The sequence below is a fragment of the Trabulsiella odontotermitis genome, from assembly GCF_001188485.1.
GTDB classification, from domain to species: Bacteria; Pseudomonadota; Gammaproteobacteria; order Enterobacterales; family Enterobacteriaceae; genus Trabulsiella; species Trabulsiella odontotermitis_A.
Window position 1 is genome coordinate 18,364 of the sequence record NZ_JNGH01000070.1, and the last position, 16,153, is coordinate 34,516.

A 16,153-nucleotide genomic window follows, 5' to 3' on the forward strand; every position below is an offset into this window, starting at 1 on the left:
ATCAAGCGACGCAAAAGCCGCCTGTGACGTCTTTGACGACAGGGCCGTTCACTCCCTCCTTGCCAGTTCAAAGCCTGATGGATCCCGCCGCGCTGCGGCATTAACGCAGGACACGACCTATGTTTACACCCTTCGACTGGAGCACGACGCAACGGCATGTGGCGTTCGCCAGCTTTACCAGCTGGATGCTCGATGCCTTTGATTTCTTCATCCTTGTTTTTGTTTTAAGCGACCTCGCGGACTGGTTTCACGCCTCCGTCGCCGATGTTTCCATCGCCATTATGCTCACGCTGGCGGTGCGTCCCATCGGTGCGTTGCTGTTTGGTCGGCTGGCGGAAAAGTATGGCCGCCGCCCGATCCTGATGCTCAATATTCTCTTCTTTACGCTGTTTGAGCTGCTTTCCGCATGGTCTCCGAGCTTTACCGCATTTCTTGCCTTTCGTGTGCTTTACGGTATCGCGATGGGCGGGATCTGGGGCGTTGCGTCATCGCTGGCGATGGAGACCATCCCTGACCGTTCACGCGGACTGATGTCCGGAATATTCCAGGCTGGCTACCCCTGTGGTTATCTGTTGGCGTCGATTATTTTCGGCCTGTTCTACAGCATGGTGGGCTGGCGCGGTATGTTCCTGATCGGGGCGCTGCCGATCGTGCTGCTGCCTTATATCTGGTTTAAAGTGCCGGAATCGCCGGTATGGCTGGGCGCCCGCCGGTCTTCAGTCACGGCACGCAGGATCTCTATCCGACGTTCCTCAAAGTGCAGCACGGTTTTGACCCGCATACCGTCAGTATTATTGCGATTGCTTATAACATCGCCGCGATGCTCGGTGGGATCCTCTTTGGTGCTATGTCCGAGCGGATAGGGCGTAAAAAAGCGATCATGATTGGCGCGTTTCTGGCGCTGCCGGTGATCCCGCTGTGGGCGTTTTCCACCGGCTCGTTTAACATCGGCCTTGGCGCGTTTCTGATGCAGTTTGTGGTGCAGGGTGCCTGGGGCGTGGTGCCGACGTGGCTCAACGAACTGGTGCCCGCCAATGCACGCGCTGTTTTGCCCGGCTTTGTCTATCAACTGGGTAACCTGTTGGCCTCGGTCAATGCGACGCTGCAGGCGCGGATCGCCGAAACCCACAACGGTAATTACGGTCTGGCGATGGCGCTGGTTGCGGGTGTTGTCGCGGTGCTGATCTGCGTCTTTGTGGCGTTTGGTCGTGAAACGCAGGGCGTGGTGATCGCCGGAGAAGGGCACCGCCAGGGATCTGCGGGCGCGGTTCGCCACCAGCATCATCAATAAATAACGGCGCCCGCGAACAGGCGGGCGCATCAATTTAAATACTCACTAAACCTGATCAATAAATCNCTTTTTATAAACGCCTGATAAACAATACCGCGCCTTTGGTTTTTCTTTTTAATGGCAGTCGTTATATTCCGCCGCAAATACACATTTTGCGAGGTTATTATGACGCAATTAATTCTGAACCACCCGCGTGTGGATGACATCAGCGAATACATGACGCAGGATTTTGTCTCCCTGCGTGCCAGTATGACTATCGCCGAAGCCCGGCAAATGCTGCTGTCGCAACTCTCCGACGACCGCATTCCGTCTCATGCCTGCGTGATGACTGAAGAGGGCTTTCTGCATGGCATTCTTTCCGTAAAATCATTGTTAAGTCATCGCGATAACGATGAATTTGTCAGAACGCTGGTTGACCGTAAATTTATTTCAGTTACACCGGAAGACGATCGCCATGACTTTTGCGGATTATATGTCCGCCATCCGCTGTCGTTTTTTCCCGTTATTCGTGACGGTGTGATTGTCGGTGCCTTAGGCGAAAAAGAAATCGCGCATCTGGTTCGCGATGAAAATACCGAAGACGCACAATTACAGGGCGCATCGTTGCCGCTGGAAAAGCCTTATATGGAAACCAGCCCGTGGGAATTATGGCGCAAGCGCAGCGTCTGGTTGCTTCTGTTGTTTGTCGCCGAAGCCTATACCGGCACCGTATTGCAGGCGTTTGAAGAACAGCTCGAAGCCGCCATCGCGCTCGCCTTTTTTATTCCGTTGCTGATCGGTACTGGCGGTAACAGCGGCACGCAGATCACTTCAACCATTGTGCGCGCGATGGCGCTGGGCGAGGCCAGCCTGAAGAATATCGGGCTTGTGCTGCGCAAAGAGGTGAGCACCTCGCTGCTGATTGCCCTCACCATTGGGGTTGCGGCGTGGATCCGCGCCTGGATCATGGGCGTCGGCGTTGATGTGACGATAGTGGTCAGCCTGACGCTTGTCGCCATTACCATCTGGAGCGCCATCGTCTCGTCGATCATTCCGATGCTGCTACAGAAGTTACGCATCGACCCGGCGGTGGTTTCCGCCCCCTTTATTTCGACCTTTATCGACGGCACCGGGCTGATTATCTATTTCAAAATCGCGCAATATACGTTGGGGATTTAATCGAAAAGCTCATGAATGGTGAATTTTCCACTGAGCATCGGACGGCACAGAATTTTGTAGCCGTCCTGGTCGAAACCGTCCGGCAACTGCGTTAAGGTGCTCGCCTCCGTCAGCGAGGCAACCGCGCCAAGCCACAGCCAGTTATTAACGATGTGAAACTGGGTCATGGTTTCCCCTTTTTCCTCAAGCGCCACGGCACCGGGCCACGGCCAGCAAACCAACTGAAGGTGCGCCATCGCATCACGCAGCCGCTGGTTGTGTTCCGTCAGCGCTTCGCGGCCACAGCAGGCTCCGGCGCAGCGGCCAAGTGACGATCGAAAGCAGGCGCGGCCACGGTTCAGCGGCTCCAGCCCCATCACGCTGTAACAGAGCTTTTGTTCGTCGGCCACCGATTTCAGCGCCTCCAGCGCCGCCCGGCGGTTGGCAAACAAGCCAAACAAGTTTTCCTTCAGCGCAAAATTGACCTCGCGGGCGTACACCACCAGCGGACGATCGTCATTTAGCTGCAGCGAACAGAGCTGTTTGTTTCTTCTCAACCGTTTATTGAACAGCGGCTGCATCTCTTTAATCAACCGCGCCTCAAGCAGCAGGGCGCCCAGTTCACCCGCAGCGGGCTGCCAGCTGATGCGCCGCGCCTGCCGCAACATGGCGGGTTTCTTATTAACGCTCTTGCCGATATACAGCGGCATCGCGTCACTGTCTCCGTGAAAAAGATACACACCGGGCTGTGTGGGAAGTTCATCGAGCCACGGACGCAGGTGTTCGGGGTACTGGTAAATTGCCGCCGCCTCAAATTCAAGACGCGGGGCGGGTGATCGCCTTGCCACTGTGACTCCTTATGCTGTTCATTTATACAGTGTACCCGGAAGTGCCTGACGGGAAAAGTGCAGGGATCACTATTATTAACGTCTGCAATAACCGATAATCAGAAAATAAACCCTTTAAATAATCCGGCTGCTTTTTTTAATTAAAAAAAGTAAATCATGTCGCAATAGATGCGATATAAACCGTAACTGTGAATGATATTTTAAAATAAAGTAAAAATGCGTTAAGGTATGTATTCTAATGACTCTTTTTGCTATGCGATATTATTCCAATGCCTGCAATGAAAAAAACAATTCTCTCACTGACTACCGTCGCGATGCTGGTCAGTTCAGCCGCTTACGCAAATTCTGATACCACCGCAAAAACAGATTTTCTGTTGATTGGCGGCGGTATTATGAGCGCGTCTCTCGGCACCTGGCTGCAGGAATTACAGCCGGAATGGAAACAGATGATGGTCGAGAAACTCGACGGCGTGGCGCTGGAATCATCGAACGGCTGGAATAACGCCGGTACCGGCCACTCGGCCAATATGGAGCTGAACTACACGCCGCAGCGGGCGGACGGCTCGATTGACGTCACTAAAGCGCTTGAAATCAATGAACAGTTTATGATTTCCCGCCAGTTCTGGACCGCACAGGTGAAACGTGGCGTGCTGCAGAATCCGCGCGCCTTTATTAACTCAACGCCGCATATGAGCTTTGTGTGGGGCGATACCAACGTCAATTATCTGCAAAAACGTTATGCTGCATTGCAGCAGACAACCTTATTCCAGGGGATGAAATTCTCGACCGATCACGCGCAAATTAAACAGTGGGCACCACTGGTGATGGAAGGGCGCGATGCGAAACAAAACGTCGCCGCTACCTGGACGCCGGCAGGGACTGACGTCAACTACGGGGAAATAACCCGTCAGCTGATCGGCAGCCTGAAAAAAAGCAGCAATTTTACGTTGCAAACATCGTCAGAAGTCACGGAATTTAAGCGCAACGCGGATAATTCATGGCACGTCACCATTAAGGACGTCAATAGCGGTAAAGAACATGCGGTTGATGCGAAATATGTCTTTATTGGTGCCGGTGGCGGCGCGCTGAAATTACTGCAAAAAACCGGCGTTGCCGAAGCGGATAATTACGCGGGCTTCCCGGTGGGCGGTTCTTTCCTGATGACCGAAAATCCGGAAATCACGAAACAGCATCTCGAAAAAGTCTACGGTCAAGCGTCCGTGGGCGCGCCGCCGATGTCCGTTCCGCATCTTGATGCGCGCGTGATCGATGGCAAGCGCGTGGTGCTGTTCGGGCCATTCGCCACCTTCTCCACCAAATTCCTCAAGAACGGTTCGTTCTTTGATCTCCTGAGCACCACCACGACCAGCAACGTGCTGCCGATGACACATGTCGGTATGGACAACTTTGATCTGGTGAAATACCTCATCAGCCAGGTGATGCTGGACGATGACGATCGCTTTGCGGCGCTGAAAGAGTATTATCCGCAGGCGCGTCAGGAAGACTGGACATTAATCCAGGCCGGTCAGCGCGTACAGATCATCAAAAAAGATGAAGAGAAGGGTGGCGTTCTGAAGTTGGGCACCGAAGTGGTGGTCGACAAACAGAAAACTATCTCCGCACTGCTGGGCGCGTCCCCGGGGGCGTCCACCGCAGCACCGATCACCCTCAATGTGCTCAAGCAGATGTTCCCGGAACAGTTCAATTCACCGCAGTGGCAGAGCAAGATCCGCGACATCGTGCCGAGCTTTGGGCAGAAACTGAACGATAACCCGGCGCTGACGCAGCAGGTATGGAACGACACCGCCGAAACGCTGCAACTGGTGAAGCCGCCGGTGATTCAGATGAGCGAACCGGCCGCCGCCGCGCCAGCCGCTGAACCTCGTGAAGAAACACCACAGCACGATATGGCGCTGTAAAATGCAAAACGCCCCGTCAGTCATGCCGGGGCGTTTTATTATTTCTCTGCAATATGCTGCAACACCGCTTTCTTCACCAGGTGAAACGCTTCGTTTTCATTATCTTTGCGCCAGATAAAATACATCCGGTTTGATAATTTCGCCGTCGACGCCAGCGGGATATAAACCACGTTGTCGAATTTAAACGTGGAGGCGCTTTCCGGCACAATCGCCGTGCCGAAGCCGACGTTAACCAGTGACAAAATATTGACCGTATTGGATTCATATTGCACGTAATTCGGTTTTGCACCTTCAGCCTGAAACGCCTGCGTCAGCAAATCATAAATAGGTTTCCACGCCACGGAATACATAATGACGGGCTGATTATCAAAATCCGCCAGCGGTAAGTTTTTTCGCATCGCCAGTGGGTGATGGCGGGGCACGGCGGCGACGAAAGTTTCATCCACGCACAACGCACTATCGAGCGCGGCGTTGTCCGGTACCACGCGGACAATACCAAGATCGATCTGATGATTTATCACCGATTCCACCTGTTGAAACGTGGTGGATTGCTGGAGTGAGATATTGATAAACGGGAATTTCTCTTTCAGCAATGAGAGCAGCGCGGGTAAAAACTGATAGAACGCATTAGCGACAAAACCTACCGCCACCGAACCTACTTCACCGCTGGCAACGCGTTTCGTATATTGCTCAATCTGATGAATATGCTCCATCAGTTCCAGCGCTTCCTGATAAAACGCTTTTCCGGCGGTGGTTAACGTGACGTTCCGTTTATCCCGGTTAAACAAGAGAATGTTTAAATGCTGCTCGAGCAATTGTATTTGCCGCGTTAATGGCGGCTGACTCATATGTAAGGATTCGGCGGCACGGCGGAAACTTAATTCAGTTGCCACAGCAATAAAACATCGAACCTGATTCAGATTTAACATGTGTCACCTCACCTGAAATTACACAGGGGGTTTGTGATGAATACCTCAGACTTTGCACAATGTTTTTTACGCTGGCAAAACACTCTCCTTAGTATTGTGATAGTCATCATAAAAAATCGCCGCGGATACACGGTATTACTGACAGTGAGATATAAGTTTTAAACACTTATTTTTCATGGAGTTACAAGGTCTCCATCACTGCCGTCTTGTCATTTGCGCAATAAAACGGTTTCCGCTGATATCATTTTTATATCAGGCAATGCTGTTACTAAAATGGACGCATTTTCTGTTCGGTCGCATTCTCAGGCCATCAAGTGAATAGCTTTATTCAAAAATGGATCGCGTAGAGCGGTATATCAGGAGAATGTGAACATGCCGATAATTGAACGTGTCGAAGTCATCGACTTTAAATATGATGTAAAGGATATGGGGTCCTCTTTTACCAACGCGCACAATCACGTTGGATATGTAGAAGGCTCCACGCTGTCATTATCAAAATATGCCATTATTGTGGAGTGCGATGATGGTTCCCGTGGTGAATATGTCGCGTTGTGGGGCGGAACGCGTCCGGCATTAGCGCAGACGTTAATGCTGGCGAGCGATCTCCCCGGGCGCGACGCCGATCAGCGGGAAGCGTTTTATACCGAATGGAACCGCCGCCTGTGTCATATGGATCATATGGGGCAGGGACCGGTCGATATTGTGCTGTGGGATCTGGCCGGTAAACAGGCCGGTAAATCTATTTCCCGCATGATCGGTCAATACCGCAACAAATTACCGACGTACGCCAGTACCTATCATGGCGATGAAGGGATGCTGCACAGTAATAAAGCGTTTACCGATTTCGCATTGCAATGCTACGAAATGGGGTATCGCGCCTTTAAACATCACGGCTGGTTTGATGGCGATGCGCGTAAAGAGGCGTCGTTAATTCTGGCGCTGGGCGAAACCGTCGGCGACAAAATGAAACTGATGTATGACGCGGCGTCCGATCTGAAAACCTTTGCCGATGCGCTGTACGTTGGTCGCGCCTGCGACGATGCCAATTTCTTCTGGTACGAAGATCCTTATCGCGATAATTCCCTTTCTGCGTTCTCACATAAAAAACTGCGTTCGATGATCAAAACGCCGTTGCTGATTACCGAACATGTCCGCGCGCTGGAAGCCAAATGTGATTTCATCATGGCTGGGGGAACCGATTTCGTTCGCGTCGACCCGGAATATGACATGGGGATCACCGGTGCATTAAAAACGGCGCACATGGCGGAAGCGTTTGGCCTTGACGTTGAAATTCATGCCCCGGGTCCGGCGCATCGCCAGTTAATGGCCAGCATCCGCAATACCAACTTCTATGAAATGGCGGAGGTCGGGCCAAAACTGAGCAATATTCTGCCGCCATGTTACGCCTGTGGTTATAAAGACGAACTGGATTCCATTGATGAAAATGGCTGCGTCAGTGTACCGGATGGCCCGGGTCTTGGCGTGACTTACGACTGGGACTGGCTCAACTATCACGCCACTAACCGCTTCGTCTTTGGCAAAAAATAAATCCGGACGAGACTGATCCCGCCAGAGGCTACGGTGTCTGGCGGTGAGGAAGATGAAATGCAAAAAGCGCTTTATGCCGGTGTGAATGCTGCCGCCGTCACTTCGTTTAACGGCGATCTTTCAGTGAATGATGAGAAAACGATCGCCCATTGTCATTATTTGTTGAATAACGGCTGTGACAGCCTGGCCGTGCTGGGCACCACCTCGGAAACTAACTCACTGAGCGCCACGGAGCGGGAAAGGCTGCTGGAAAAGTTGATTGCCAGCGGAATTTCCCCTCGCAAAATGCTGCCCGGCACCGGTGCGTGTGATGTTCCCACTGTCGTGCGGTTATCACGTCATGCCGCGAAATGTGGTTGCCCCGGCGTACTGGTGTTACCGCCGTTTTATTACAAATCGCCGTCGGAAGAAGGGTTATTCAACTTCTACAGTGCCATTGCAGAGCAGGTGGGCGCAGAGGTGAAGATCTATTTCTATCACTTTCCACAGCAGACCATGATCCCCCTGACCATCAGTCTGATCGACCGCCTGCTGAAAAAATATCCCGGCGTGTTCCAGGGCATCAAAGACAGCAGCGGCGATATTGAAAACACGTTGTCGTATATCAACGCCTTTTCTGCGCAGGGTTTTGAAGTCTATTCCGGCGCCGACGCCACCTTTGCCCAGGTGATGCGGGCAGGGGCGGCGGGGTGCATCACGGCCACCACCAATATCGCATCGCCGCTGACCGCCTTTATCTACCGAAACTATGTCAACGAGGACGGGCTCGCCGCGCAGGAAAAACTCAGCCGTCTGAGGAAAATTGTCGCTATCGGCGACACCATCCCGGTTGTGAAAACGTTGCTGGCATACAATAACGACGATCCGTCATGGGAGACGCTTCGCCCACCGTTGTGTGCGCTTTCTTCAGAGACCCGGCAACGCCTCATTGAGGATTATCAGGCCCTTTTGCTGCAGTAATCGCGTGATTTCTGGAGAATGTGAGATGAAAAATTCAGGCAAAAAAACAAATGTACGGTATCTGATGCTGGTTTTTATGGGCGTCGCGATGCTGGTCAACTTTATCGACCGTGCGACCTTATCCGTTGCCGCTCCGGTGATGAGCAAAGAGCTGGGATTCAATGCGGCTGATATGGGGTGGGCGTTCTCGGCTTTTGGCTGGGCCTATATGTTGTGCCAGATCCCCGGCGGGATTTTGCTGGATAAGTTCGGCTCCCGGCTGGTTTACGGCCTGGCGATGCTGGTCTGGTCGGTGTTTACCTTCCTGCAGGGCAGCATTTATCTGTTCTCGTCTGCCTTTATTACGCTGTTTATTTTCCGCTTCCTGATGGGTATGGCGGAAGCGCCCGCGACACCGGCCAGTAGCCGACTGTCAGTGCAATGGTTTCCGGACAACGAGCGTGGGTTTGCCACCTCGATTTACCAGACCGCGCCTTATGTCGCGCTGGGGGTGTTCACGCCAGTACTGTCGTATGTCATCAGCATTTTCAGCTGGCATTACGTTTTCTATAGCGCGGGGTTGCTGGGGATTATCTTTGGCGCGTTCTGGCTGACGTTTGTTCGCGATCCGCTCAAGCATAAATCGATTAATAAAGAAGAACTGGATTACATTCGCGACGGTGGCGGGATCCCGGAGCTGGGATCTGCTGCACGCAAATCGCAGCAGACCATCACCTGGGCGCAGGTCAAGAGTATGTGCGCCACCCGCATGATGATTGGGGTCTATATTGGTCAGTTCTGTCTGACCTCCATCACCTGGTTTTTCTTCACCTGGTTCCCGACCTATCTGTATCAGGAGAAGGGGCTGTCGATCATCAAAGTCGGGCTGGTCGCAGCAATTCCGGCAATCGCCGGGTTTGTCGGGGGAATTATTGGCGGCATGCTGTCGGATTATCTGCTGCGCAAAGGTTATAGTCTGACGCTGTCACGCAAACTGCCAATTGTGCTGGGGATGCTGCTGTCCTGTTCCATCATTGTGGCGAATTATACCCAGTCGGTGCCGGTGGTGATTTTCGTGATGAGTCTGGCCTTCTTTGCCAAAGGTTTCGGCAACCTGGGCTGGTGCGTGCTGAGTGACACCTCTCCGAAAGAAGCGCTCGGTCTGGCCGGGGGCATTTTCAACACCTTCGGCAACGTCGCGGGGATCCTCACGCCGCTGGTCATCGGCTTTATCATTCAGGCCACCGGGTCTTTCGACTGGGCGATTATCTACGTCGGGTCGATGGGCATTATCGGTGTGATTGCTTATCTGTTTATCGTCGGAAAACTGGAACGCATGACGCTCGGTGCTACAACCTCACCGCAGGTCAGTAGCACCGCGGTGCATAACTAACTCCTGAAGTACTCGGGGATCTTTACCTGGGTCGCCATGTTGCGCATGCAACATGGCTTTTTTTGACGCTATGCACCAAAGGCACCATCGATGGTGTGCATCGCCCCGGTCACAAAAGAGGCTTCCGGACCGGCAAGCCACGCCACCATGCCNTTGATCGCCATAAAGCTGTGCATCAGTTCCTTCATCGGCCCCTCCGCCGGGTTAGCATCGGTATCGATCGGGCCGGGCTGTACGATATTGATTGTAATGCCGCGCGGGCCAAAATCGCGCGCTAAACCCCGCGCCAGACCTTGCAGGGCAGATTTACTGACGGCGTAAGAAGCCATCCCCGGGACAGGCATCCGGTCGCCATTCACCGAACCAATCACGATAATGCGACCGCCGTCAGGCATCTGACGGGCCGCCTCGACCGAGGCATGGTAGGGCGCATGGATGTTGATGCGAAACAGACGGTCGACGGCGTCGCTGTCCTGCTCCAGCGCATCACCGAAAATGGCAATGCCGGAGTTGACCACCAGAATATCCAGCGGTCCGGCGTCACGAACCAGTTTAATCACCGCATCGCGGTCGGCACTGTCCGCCTGGATTGCCGTGCTGCCGGTTTCTTTCGCCAGCTGTTCGGCTGCGTCTCGCGAACCGGCATAACTGAAGATGACTGATGCGCCGTCTGCGGCAAAGCGCCGCACAATAGCCGCACCAATACCGCGACTACCGCCCACAACCAGTACAGATTTATGTTGAAATGCAGCCATTGTAGTGTCCTTTGTGATATTGTAGTGATGATTACAATATGATGCAGTCAAACAGACTGTCAAGGAGTTATGTAGTAATGACTACAAAAAACAGTCGCGCCCCGGGTCGTCCACGTAAGTTTGATGCGGAGCAGGCGATTGAAATCGCACAACATCTTTTTCATTCAAAAGGTTACGACGCGCTGAGTGTGGCAGACCTGACAAAAGCGTTTGGCATCAATCCACCCAGTTTTTATGCCGCGTTCGGCAGCAAACTCGGGTTGTATACGCGCGTGCTCGATCGGTATGCCTGCAAAGGGGCCATTCCGCTGGATGCGCTTTTGCGTGACGATCGTCCGGTCGCACAATGTCTCATCGCTGTTCTGCAGGAAGCTGCGAAACGTTATGTTGCCGATAAGGAAGCGACCGGGTGCATGGTGTTAGAAGGCACGCATTGTAACGATCACGATGCGCGAGAGGCGGCGTGCAGTTTTCACACTGCAGCAGAAAATCGGATCCACGCCTTTATCGCCAACCGCTACCCGGACGACGCCGTGCGGCTGACTGATTTTATGGGAACGATCATGGCGGGTCTTTCAGCCAAAGCGCGGGCAGGGTATTCACTTGAACGCCTGCAGGAAACCGTGCGCCTGAGCGGTCTGGCGCTTGAAACGTTACTGACTGACAAATTCAGCGCCTGATAATCGTGGCCCTGAAATTCAATGGCGCCATGGTAAACGCGAACCGCTCCCGCACACTGTTCGGATCCTGCAAAGGGATGAGCTTAAAATTGCTGTAAAGGGCATGGAGCGCCATTTTTATCTCGGTCAGCGCCAGGCTGCGACCAGGACACATTCTTGCCCCTCCGCCAAACGGGAACAACGCGTTCATCGAGGCGCCTTCGCGGTTGGTCCAGCGCGACGGATCAAAGGACTGCGCATCGGAAAAATAGGCTTCATCGAGGGCGCCAGCGTGCAACGCCAGAAAAAGCGGCGTGCCTTTGCTGATCTCAACGTCACCGATACAGGTGTCGTTCATCGGCTCGAGATAAATCTGTGGCGCCACGGGCTTGAGCCGCATGGATTCTTTGATGACCGCATTCATCCAGGGCAGGGAGGGTAATGGCCATGGTAAGGGATCGCCATCATTATGCTGGTCAATCTCCTGGATCAGTTTCTGCTCCGCTTCCGGATGGCGGCTGAGCAGATAGACTGTCCACGCCAGCGTATTGGCCGTCGTGTCTTCCCCGGCCAGCAGTAACGTTAGTGCATTGGCCACGATATCCCGATCGGTCAGCATCTGATGATCTTTTTGCTGAAGCACCATCGCCTGCAGGAAATTTTCCGGCGTAGTAACGTCTCCGCTGATGATTATCCGCCGCTGCTCTTCGATGAGTTCCGCAAGGGTGACTTTGATCCGATCCAGACCTTCATCAAACGCTTTGTCTTCCTTGCTGCGGTACNNTGCAGCACCGGAAACACAGATTGCAGCGCCGATGATACCGGGTTCTCGCTGCTGCCCGTCAGGTTCATGTCTTTTCCGAAAGCCAGCATAGTGGTGATATCCGCCGTGTAGCGTCTGAACTCATCTGTTATGGAGACGCCTTGCGCCGCCAATGCCAGAGTAGTGAGCCTTTCACTAAACCGTCGGGTGATATTTTGCATATGCGGGTGAAAACGTTCCAGCTGACCTGGCTGAAGGGCGCCTTCCACAATGCGGCGGCGGAACTTCCAGTTTTCACCTTCGGAGGAAAAGACGCCATTCATGCCGGCTTCCTCGAAAACCGCCTCTATATTGCTGATGCGCCTGAAGTCGTGCGGCCTGGCTTTGAGAATCTCGCGGATAAGATCCACGTCGGCAATAACGAGCGCTTTTTTTAGCCCGGCACGCAAACGGTACAGAGAACCGTAGCGGTGTTGCCATTCCATCATTTGCCGGTGAATGTTTCCCTTCTTTAAATAATACACGTGACCCAGTAAGCCTTTTTCAGGCGGCGAGGGAAGTTGGCTCAGCTTACGCATCATTGATCTCCAGTGGCTTCGGCGTTCTGGCAGTGTTTATGGTTTGAGGCATCAACATAACAAAGATAAGGAGCGCTTTAGTTATAGGGTTTTTTTATGGTGGTTCGAAGAAAGAGAGAGGAGTGAGGATGTGCTGGAAAGCCACGAGCCAGGGATAAGATCAGCATTAATATCATTTAACATAATATACATTATGCGCACCAACACAAAGCCAGGCAGAATCCAGCGTTTTGCGGACCTCGTTGTCCTGGTCGATTCTGGCGATTTTTTGTTCAACTCTACACGGTCGGTGTGCTGTCGATGAAAACTAACTGCAAATCACCAGTCACCTGCATCGATCTCCGTTTTTGCTACACTCTGTTCTTCACCCCTTTGAATCCGGAGATGCTATGTTCGACCACGTTAAGTTCGGCGTGAGCAATTTTGAAGCCAGTAAAACATTTTATCTCAACGCACTCGAACCGCTTGGCATCAGACTGGTGTCTGAAGGCACACCTGATTACGGTGTTGAACTGAGTACCGATGACGAATCGTCGCTGTGTTTATTTCAGTCCGACGAAAAACCGGCGCATCTGCATATTGCGTTTGTCGCCGACACTCGCCAGCAAGTTGATGCGTTTTATCACCAGGCGCTCGCCGCTGGCGGTAAAGATAATGGCGAGCCTGGTTTACGTCCTCACTATCATGCCAGTTATTACGCGGCGTTTGTGATTGACCCCGACGGCCACAATATCGAGGTCGTTTGTCATCAGCCTGCGCCCTGACCTTTCTTAAACGACATCATGCGTCTCACGTCAGCTGGTAGTATTTATCCGGCATCATTTTTGCCGGCACTGGCGTGTCGTCGTTCATCTGCAGCAGATCGATTTCAATAGCATTACAGATTGCATCCAGAGATAAGTCATTGTTTTCCATGCCGAATGGCTCTTCAAGTTCTTCTGCCAGCGCATCCAGAGAGATAAATGTATATGAGATTAACACCGAGACAAACGGCGTCATGTAATGCAGATCGCTGACCAGCGCAAACGGCAGCATGATGCAAAACAGATAAACGGTACGGTGCAAAATTAACGTATACGCAAACGGTATCGGCGTATTAGCAATGCGCTCGCAGCCTGCCAGGACTACGGACATATCGTTCAGGCGGTTATTCAGGCTGTGAAAAAGGATGTCCGATAACTGCCCGTTAGCACGACGCGCCGCCAGCCAGTTTCCCATCAGCAACAGAATGCGGTTCGCTGGTGAATGCGCCATCACCACCTGCTGTAGATCGGCTTCAGACAGATAACGCGCCAGCGTGGCCGACTGTGGCTGGCGGCGCAGCGTCATTCGCAGACAATGAGCGAACGCGATTTGCATGCGCACGAAATCGCTCAGTGCCGGGTCTTCCGGCAACGTATTTTTCACTTCCCGCAGCAGCGACCGCGAGGCAATCATTAGCTGCCCCCATAGCTGGCGCGCCTCAACGTAACGCGAATAACAGGCGTTGTTACGAAAACCGAGGAAAACGGCGATGGCCACACCCAGAATACTGAACGGTGCGAGCGTAAACCGGATACCGAGCGTGGAATACCACGGCAGCATCACAATCACGGCGATGGAGAGTAAAAAGTTAAGCAGTAAACGGGTAGAAATCTTGGCTAACACCGAGCCATGCCAGACGAAAATTTGAGCAAGCCAGTGTTGGTGCGGACGAACGATCATGAGTTTTTTCGATAAAGTTGACGGCATGTAAATTAAACGTGAATGTCGTCACACTTTCAAGATCCTGCTGCGCGTTTTTATTGTCCGCGCCCTGCTCTGTCCATAAAAAAACGGAGAACGCACAATACGTTCTCCGCTTAAAAAGCAAAACGACCTTAGCACAGTGGCTGAACGGCGTTGCGCATGCCCTTCGTCAGAATTGCATCGAGATCATGAGTCACCTGCTCTGCCAGTCCAGGCACCGTGGTGAGATCCTGTTCCCAGTGTGACGTCACTGACAATACGCTGTCGACCAACTGGCGCGAGGTGATCTGGCGATCGCGATGCTGCGCCCACAACAGCTGGAAGCGGTCAAGCCACTCGACATCATCCTGAACCGGGTACGCTTCACCCTGACGTTCCGCACGGTAAAACGCGATCAGCGCCGCCAGTGCAAAAGTCAGGCGCGCAGACAATTTACCGTGAGTTTTCTGACCGGCCAGCAGTTGCGGGAGGATACGGGTGCGGAACTTGGTCATCCCGTTCAACGCAATCGACAGCAGCTGATGTTTGATATACGGGTTACGGAAACGGCCGGTGACCGCGCTGGCAAAGGATTCCAGCTCATCGCGCGGCAGGTTCAGCACCGGGATAATCTCTTCGTGAATCGCCTTTTCCACAAACGCACAGATTTCGGCATCGCTCATCGCCTCGCCGACGGTATTCAGCCCGGCCTGGAATGCCACCGGAACCAGCGCCGTGTGCGCCCCGTTGAGGATCGCGACTTTACGTTCTTTATATGGTTTGATGTCGTCGACAATCAGAATATTCAGCGGATACTGGCTGAGATGCAGTTCGCTCGCCAGTGATTTCGGTCCCTGGATCACGAACAGATAAAAGTGTTCGGCGGTATCAAGGAAGCTGTCTTTATAGCCCAGTTCGGCCTCAATCGCGGCCGCTTCATCACGCGGATAACCGGTCACAATGCGATCAACCAGCGTTGAACAGAAATAGTTCGCGCTGTCGAGCCACGCCACAAACGCCTGCGGCAGCGCCCACTCCTGCGCATAGCGCAGCACCAGTTCGCGCAGCGCATCACCATTATAATCAATCAGTTCGCAAGGAATGATCACCCAGCCTTTATCCTGCGCACCGTTGAAATGGGTGAAGCGCTCGAACAGCAAACGGGTCAGTTTGGCCGGGTAACTCACCGCCGGGGCATCATCAAATTTATCGCCTTCGTGATAGCTGATGCCCGCCTCGGTGGTATTGGAAAAAACAAAGCGCATCTCCGGGTTATGCGCCAGTTTCAGGAACTCCTGATAGTGTGAATAGACACTGATTTCACGATTAACCGAGCGGATCAGCCGGGCTTCGCTGACGGCCTCACCCTTCTCATTCAGACCGCGAATGATAGTGGTATACAAGCCATCCTGGGTACTGAGCGATGGCGGGAAATCACTGTTGATCGGACGAACCACCACCACCCCTGAATTCAGACCGGCATGTTCGTTCAGCAGATCGATCTGCCAGTCGATGAAGGCGCGCAGGAAGTTGCCTTCACCAAACTGGATGATACGCTCAGGGTACTGTGCGCCCGGAAAATCACGGCGGTTTAACGTTTTCACTATGGGTTCCCTCGGTTATTGGTAATACAACCTGTGTTATTGGTCTAATAACTTATCAGATGTATAAACCACGGAACCCTGTT

Annotated in this window: 14 protein-coding genes and 1 pseudogene; 8 read left to right on the forward strand and 7 right to left on the reverse strand. The window is 53.0% G+C overall.

The window, feature by feature from the left end:
* Positions 1 to 119: 119 nt before the first annotated feature.
* Both GM30_RS06855 and GM30_RS06860 read left to right on the forward strand, forming a co-directional pair.
* A pseudogene (locus tag GM30_RS06855) lies at positions 120 to 1,291 on the forward strand (MFS transporter).
* A gap of 165 nt (positions 1,292 to 1,456) precedes the next feature.
* Positions 1,457 to 2,449 (forward strand): magnesium transporter, encoded by a 993-nt coding sequence (locus tag GM30_RS06860; RefSeq protein ID WP_049848005.1) that lies wholly within the window; start codon positions 1,457 to 1,459, stop codon positions 2,447 to 2,449.
* On the opposite strand, the gene cho is transcribed toward GM30_RS06860, so the two are convergent.
* On the reverse strand, positions 2,446 to 3,276 hold the full coding sequence (gene cho / locus GM30_RS06865) for an excinuclease Cho (protein WP_049848006.1): 831 nt from the start codon (positions 3,274 to 3,276) through the stop codon (positions 2,446 to 2,448). The two genes, GM30_RS06860 and cho, sit on opposite strands and share 4 nt — an antisense overlap.
* 269 nt (positions 3,277 to 3,545) lie before the next feature.
* Between cho and mqo the strand changes: the two genes are divergently transcribed.
* Positions 3,546 to 5,195 (forward strand): malate dehydrogenase (quinone), encoded by a 1,650-nt coding sequence (gene mqo / locus GM30_RS06870; RefSeq protein ID WP_124966047.1) that lies wholly within the window; start codon positions 3,546 to 3,548, stop codon positions 5,193 to 5,195.
* Positions 5,196 to 5,233: 38 nt separating this feature from the next.
* Here mqo and GM30_RS06875 read toward each other — a convergent pair whose 3' ends face one another.
* Positions 5,234 to 6,124: a LysR substrate-binding domain-containing protein gene (locus tag GM30_RS06875; RefSeq protein ID WP_049848008.1), complete on the reverse strand. Its 891-nt coding sequence runs from the start codon at positions 6,122 to 6,124 to the stop codon at positions 5,234 to 5,236.
* A gap of 372 nt (positions 6,125 to 6,496) precedes the next feature.
* Here GM30_RS06875 and GM30_RS06880 point away from each other — a divergent pair, with 372 nt between their 5' ends.
* Genes GM30_RS06880 through GM30_RS06890 form a run of 3 tightly spaced genes read left to right on the forward strand, consistent with a single transcriptional unit; the run spans position 6,497 to position 10,004 of the window.
* Positions 6,497 to 7,672, forward strand: coding sequence for an enolase C-terminal domain-like protein (locus GM30_RS06880; RefSeq protein WP_049848009.1), 1,176 nt, complete (start codon positions 6,497 to 6,499; stop codon positions 7,670 to 7,672).
* 57 nt (positions 7,673 to 7,729) lie between these two features.
* The gene (locus tag GM30_RS06885) at positions 7,730 to 8,632 is read left to right on the forward strand and encodes a dihydrodipicolinate synthase family protein (protein ID WP_072094062.1); all 903 of its coding nucleotides are present in this window, start codon (positions 7,730 to 7,732) and stop codon (positions 8,630 to 8,632) included.
* A 25-nt stretch (positions 8,633 to 8,657) separates the two neighbouring features.
* Complete coding sequence (locus GM30_RS06890) at positions 8,658 to 10,004, forward strand: MFS transporter (protein WP_049848011.1); 1,347 nt, start codon at positions 8,658 to 8,660, stop codon at positions 10,002 to 10,004.
* 68 nt (positions 10,005 to 10,072) lie between these two features.
* Here GM30_RS06890 and bdcA read toward each other — a convergent pair whose 3' ends face one another.
* Complete coding sequence (gene bdcA, locus GM30_RS06895) at positions 10,073 to 10,759, reverse strand: SDR family oxidoreductase (RefSeq protein ID WP_049848012.1); 687 nt, start codon at positions 10,757 to 10,759, stop codon at positions 10,073 to 10,075.
* Between the two features lie 77 nt (positions 10,760 to 10,836).
* Here bdcA and GM30_RS06900 point away from each other — a divergent pair, with 77 nt between their 5' ends.
* Positions 10,837 to 11,439 carry a TetR/AcrR family transcriptional regulator gene (locus GM30_RS06900; RefSeq protein WP_049848013.1) on the forward strand — a complete coding sequence of 201 codons (603 nt, stop codon included), beginning with the start codon at positions 10,837 to 10,839 and terminating at the stop codon, positions 11,437 to 11,439.
* Here the strand turns inward: GM30_RS06900 and GM30_RS27555 are convergent.
* Together GM30_RS27555 and GM30_RS27560 are read right to left on the reverse strand one after the other, a co-directional pair.
* A complete protein-coding gene (locus GM30_RS27555) occupies positions 11,429 to 12,223 on the reverse strand; it encodes a cytochrome P450 (RefSeq protein ID WP_338011772.1) in 795 nt (264 codons plus the stop codon). The two genes, GM30_RS06900 and GM30_RS27555, sit on opposite strands and share 11 nt — an antisense overlap.
* A complete protein-coding gene (locus tag GM30_RS27560; RefSeq protein ID WP_274519040.1) occupies positions 12,109 to 12,762 on the reverse strand; it encodes a cytochrome P450 in 654 nt (217 codons plus the stop codon). Before GM30_RS27560 ends, GM30_RS27555 begins: the two co-directional genes overlap by 115 nt.
* Positions 12,763 to 13,148: 386 nt before the next feature.
* Here GM30_RS27560 and GM30_RS06915 point away from each other — a divergent pair, with 386 nt between their 5' ends.
* A complete protein-coding gene (locus GM30_RS06915; protein WP_049848016.1) occupies positions 13,149 to 13,523 on the forward strand; it encodes a VOC family protein in 375 nt (124 codons plus the stop codon).
* A 25-nt stretch (positions 13,524 to 13,548) separates the two neighbouring features.
* Here the strand turns inward: GM30_RS06915 and GM30_RS06920 are convergent, their stop codons facing one another.
* Positions 13,549 to 14,463 (reverse strand): bestrophin family protein, encoded by a 915-nt coding sequence (locus GM30_RS06920; protein ID WP_049848076.1) that lies wholly within the window; start codon positions 14,461 to 14,463, stop codon positions 13,549 to 13,551.
* Between the two features lie 155 nt (positions 14,464 to 14,618).
* Positions 14,619 to 16,070 (reverse strand): tagaturonate reductase, encoded by a 1,452-nt coding sequence (locus GM30_RS06925; protein ID WP_049848017.1) that lies wholly within the window; start codon positions 16,068 to 16,070, stop codon positions 14,619 to 14,621.
* Positions 16,071 to 16,153: the final 83 nt, after the last annotated feature.

What these genes read in the sequence shown, in the direction of transcription:
- GM30_RS06860 (WP_049848005.1), top strand. Translation starts at nt 1,457, where the DNA reads ATGACGCAATTAATTCTGAACCACCCGCGTGTGGATGACATCAGCGAA.
- mqo (WP_124966047.1), top strand. Translation starts at nt 3,546, where the DNA reads ATGCCTGCAATGAAAAAAACAATTCTCTCACTGACTACCGTCGCGATG.
- GM30_RS06875 (WP_049848008.1), bottom strand. Translation starts at nt 6,124, where the DNA reads ATGTTAAATCTGAATCAGGTTCGATGTTTTATTGCTGTGGCAACTGAA.
- GM30_RS06880 (WP_049848009.1), top strand. Translation starts at nt 6,497, where the DNA reads ATGCCGATAATTGAACGTGTCGAAGTCATCGACTTTAAATATGATGTA.
- GM30_RS06885 (WP_072094062.1), top strand. Translation starts at nt 7,730, where the DNA reads ATGCAAAAAGCGCTTTATGCCGGTGTGAATGCTGCCGCCGTCACTTCG.
- GM30_RS06890 (WP_049848011.1), top strand. Translation starts at nt 8,658, where the DNA reads ATGAAAAATTCAGGCAAAAAAACAAATGTACGGTATCTGATGCTGGTT.
- GM30_RS06900 (WP_049848013.1), top strand. Translation starts at nt 10,837, where the DNA reads ATGACTACAAAAAACAGTCGCGCCCCGGGTCGTCCACGTAAGTTTGAT.
- GM30_RS06915 (WP_049848016.1), top strand. Translation starts at nt 13,149, where the DNA reads ATGTTCGACCACGTTAAGTTCGGCGTGAGCAATTTTGAAGCCAGTAAA.
- GM30_RS06920 (WP_049848076.1), bottom strand. Translation starts at nt 14,463, where the DNA reads ATGATCGTTCGTCCGCACCAACACTGGCTTGCTCAAATTTTCGTCTGG.